We start from the raw sequence: 3,072 nt of genomic DNA, 5'->3' as shown, positions 1-3,072 counted from the left end.
ACTGATCGACCCGGTCAACGAGGAATATCGCCGCTGGACGACGATTCCGCGGCAAGGTGCTGGAAGCGCGCCAGCGCGAGTTCATAGGCGTCCTTGGCGACGTGATTACCACCGGCGAACGGCCGATCCAGTTGATAGACAGCCACAATGACCGCACCGATCACCAGACCGAACAACCCGGTCATGAGGATGCTGCGCTTGGTGACCACAACACCGGAGAAGACGGTGCCGAACATGAGCATGGCAGTGGCGAACCACAAGGCGATGTAGAGGAAACCGGGCAACCGGTAACCGGCGTCCAGGCCACGGTCGAAGCGCGCCTCGATGATCGCCGCAACGGCAGCGGCGGTCTCGTCCTGGTCCGCCTTCGCGTCCGCGGTGACCGCAGGCACGGAATTCACCGCCTCCCGCAGATCATCCAGCGTTGCCTGCGTGGACGGGCTCAGCCGGCGCTGTTCATCCATGACCTGCCACTCCTCGTCGATCACCTGCCGGGTGTAGGCGGTCACCAGGGCTCGGACCTTCTCACGATCCGGCTCGGGCATACTGTTCGCGGACTCATACACGCTCACCAGGGCTTTGCCCTCCGACACCGTATGCGCATGCGAGGTGTCGTACTGCTGCCACAGGATCACCACCACGAACGCCACGATGGCGGCGAAGAACATGTTGACCATGTCCAGCATCATCGAACCAGCACCGGAATCGTCGTCGTGCCGACACGATACGGGCCGCACCCGATCCCCCAGCACGAAGATCCCCACCGCGACACCCACGAAAAGCACCAAAACCGCCAGCTGCAACAGAATTCCTGGCATTCCGCGACTCCGTTCCTACCGGGGGTGGAAGCGATCACAGAGTATTCGCGGTGACCGCGCGGATGGATTGCGATCCGAATCCCTTCCACCCCAATGGCTTACAACCGACCGGTCGCTTTTCGGGGCGCTGCCGCCGTGTGGCTCCGTGCCCGCTCGCCGTTCACCCCCACCTCGAGCGTTGGGTACTCCACTCAGGCCGAAGCCAGGGCGGGCCATAGCCTTGTCGCAGCGCATCCACACATCCAGCGACGGTGGGCCCGCGAGGTCGAGCGCCAGCGCGTCCGCCCCACCGGGCGTCCGGACCTCCCACGGCAACAGGGCACACGGCAGGTCGGCACATTCCGCATTGTTGAGCAGATGTCCCCGGGCGTTTCGGCGCTGGCGCCTACGCCGCTCGTAATACTCAGTGTCACCATCTTTCACGCAGATACTCACCTCAGGCACTCTCGGCACCGCTGTCCAGTTCTCGACACCTGAAGTAGGGTGAACGGTCCGTCTTTCGTTCATACCTTGCCAACGAGCATGGAAGGGGGCGGGCCGGTGCCAGGCCACCGAGATCTGCGAATGACGGGTACCGCTTGATGGACACAACTGAAGCCTGCATCGAGGACACGAGCACATTCTTGGTCGCGCCTGCGGTGTTGCAGGACAACGACTTGATCAGGGATTTCTTCGGGTCCACGATCACTCCGCAGGATCTTGCTTCCGGTTCACCCGACCTCGCGCAGAAGACCGTCTACCTGTGCGGTGATGTGTCGGTGATCGCCGACCACCAACTACGGTCGGCTGCAAGAGTTTTCGTCATCCGGGAGCTGTCACACGGTTACCGCGAGGACGGCGACGGACCGTGGACCGTCATCGACCTCGGCCGTGTTCCGGTCCGCGTGCAGGGCGTCGGCGTGTACTACCGTCGCTTCTTCGATCTCCGTGCCGACCACTTCGGGCGGATCCGCGCGGAGCACGAGTTCCAGTCCCTGACCGAGTCCACCAAGCCCGGGACAGCCCATCGCAGCGGAATCTACTTGACGCCTGTCACGCGAAGTGGTGACGAACTGCGTTTCCGCCTGCTTCGCTGCTCTACTAACCTCTCGGGGCCGACAGAGGGCTTCCGTCCGACCGACACGAGCATCGTCGAGGCCCTGAATCGCGAGGCCGCCACCGTCTTCCGGGACCACGCGACACTCAATCACGTCCTGGCCCAGATCTACCACAACACCCTTGCCACGGCCGAGCGGAAGCAGTCCAAGGCCAAGATCTCGGCCCATGCCGACAAGACCAAGGACATGCCCGTCAACGGCATCATGGCCTTCTGCACCTTCTACGACGGGCTCGACAAGCTGAATCCCCTGACCGAGGACACCTTCGACTACGGGGTGAAGAGTGCCAGCGGGCTGACCAGACTCCGCTTCCGCCTCAAGGATTCGGACGAGTGCGCTGCGCTCCCCGCGCAGTTCAGCTTCACCCTCGATCCCGGCTCCGTCTTCTTCATGCCGTTGTCCACCAACCGCCTGTACACCCACGAGATCCGGCCCTCGATGTTGGACGCCGAGTTGCTACCGACCCGCCTGGGATACGTGGTGCGCTGCTCGAGCACCGAAGCCGTGCACAAGAACAGCCAGACGTTCCTCGAGAGGGCCGGAGACCTGATGAAACTGGAGCCGCCCACACCGGAGGGTATGGACGAGCTGCGCAAGCTCTACGCCGAGGAGAACCGGACCTCGTCCTTCATCGACTACGGCGACCGATTTCTCTTCAGCATGAACACGGGAGACTACGTTGCTCCCCAACCCTAGAATCTCGGACCAGATCGGCTCGTACGCCTTGCCGGCCGAGCAGGACCTCTTCGCCGAACTCTCCGCGTCTGCCCTCCTGGAAGATGTGGGAAAAGGACGGCGCGGCGCCACGCTTACCAAGACCGATGAGGCGGGCAGGGTGCCTCTCGTCCGCACCACCACTCGATACAGCAGCCCGACGCAGCAGTTCCGGGCGGTGCACGACCTTCTGGCACAACAGATTCAGACGCGAGCGGGGCTCTCGGCCGACTTCAACAACGCCCTCATCGAGAGCTACACGAACGCCTACGCCACCATGGGCAGCCATTCCGACCAAGCCCTCGATCTGGCCGACGAGTCGTTCATCGCCGTCTTCTCCTGTTACCGACACCCTGAAGCGGGCCCGCCGAGGAAGCTGATCTTCGAAGCGAAGGAATCCGGTGAGAAGTTCGAGATTCCTCTCGCCCACAACGGTGTCGTCG

2 protein-coding genes and 1 pseudogene are annotated in these 3,072 nt (G+C 63.1%); 2 read left to right on the top strand and 1 reads right to left on the bottom strand.

From position 1 onward, the window contains the following. Nucleotides 1–14: 14 nt before the first annotated feature. Entirely contained in the window at nt 15–668 is a 654-nt protein-coding gene (locus tag ACFWPJ_RS29040) for a DUF4239 domain-containing protein (RefSeq protein ID WP_378856125.1), read from the bottom strand. Between the two features lie 731 nt (nt 669–1,399). Here ACFWPJ_RS29040 and ACFWPJ_RS29035 point away from each other — a divergent pair. Both ACFWPJ_RS29035 and ACFWPJ_RS29030 read left to right on the top strand, forming a co-directional pair. Continuing rightward, nucleotides 1,400–2,611 carry a hypothetical protein gene (locus ACFWPJ_RS29035; protein WP_378856123.1) on the top strand — a complete coding sequence of 404 codons (1,212 nt, stop codon included), beginning with the start codon at nt 1,400–1,402 and terminating at the stop codon, nt 2,609–2,611. After that, nucleotides 2,595–3,072 (top strand): annotated as a pseudogene (locus tag ACFWPJ_RS29030) (hypothetical protein); the annotation flags it as partial. The gene ACFWPJ_RS29035 and the pseudogene ACFWPJ_RS29030, both read left to right, overlap by 17 nt.

It is taken from the genome of Nocardia sp. NPDC058497, from assembly GCF_042720195.1.
Classification (GTDB): Bacteria; Actinomycetota; Actinomycetes; order Mycobacteriales; family Mycobacteriaceae; genus Nocardia.
The sequence above is the reverse complement of the archived record's forward strand: the minus strand, read 5'-3'. Positions and strand labels throughout refer to the sequence as shown.

Coding starts and splice junctions, on each gene's coding strand:
- ACFWPJ_RS29040 (WP_378856125.1), bottom strand. CDS start 668: ATGTTCTTCGCCGCCATCGTGGCGTTCGTGGTGGTGATCCTGTGGCAG.
- ACFWPJ_RS29035 (WP_378856123.1), top strand. CDS start 1,400: ATGGACACAACTGAAGCCTGCATCGAGGACACGAGCACATTCTTGGTC.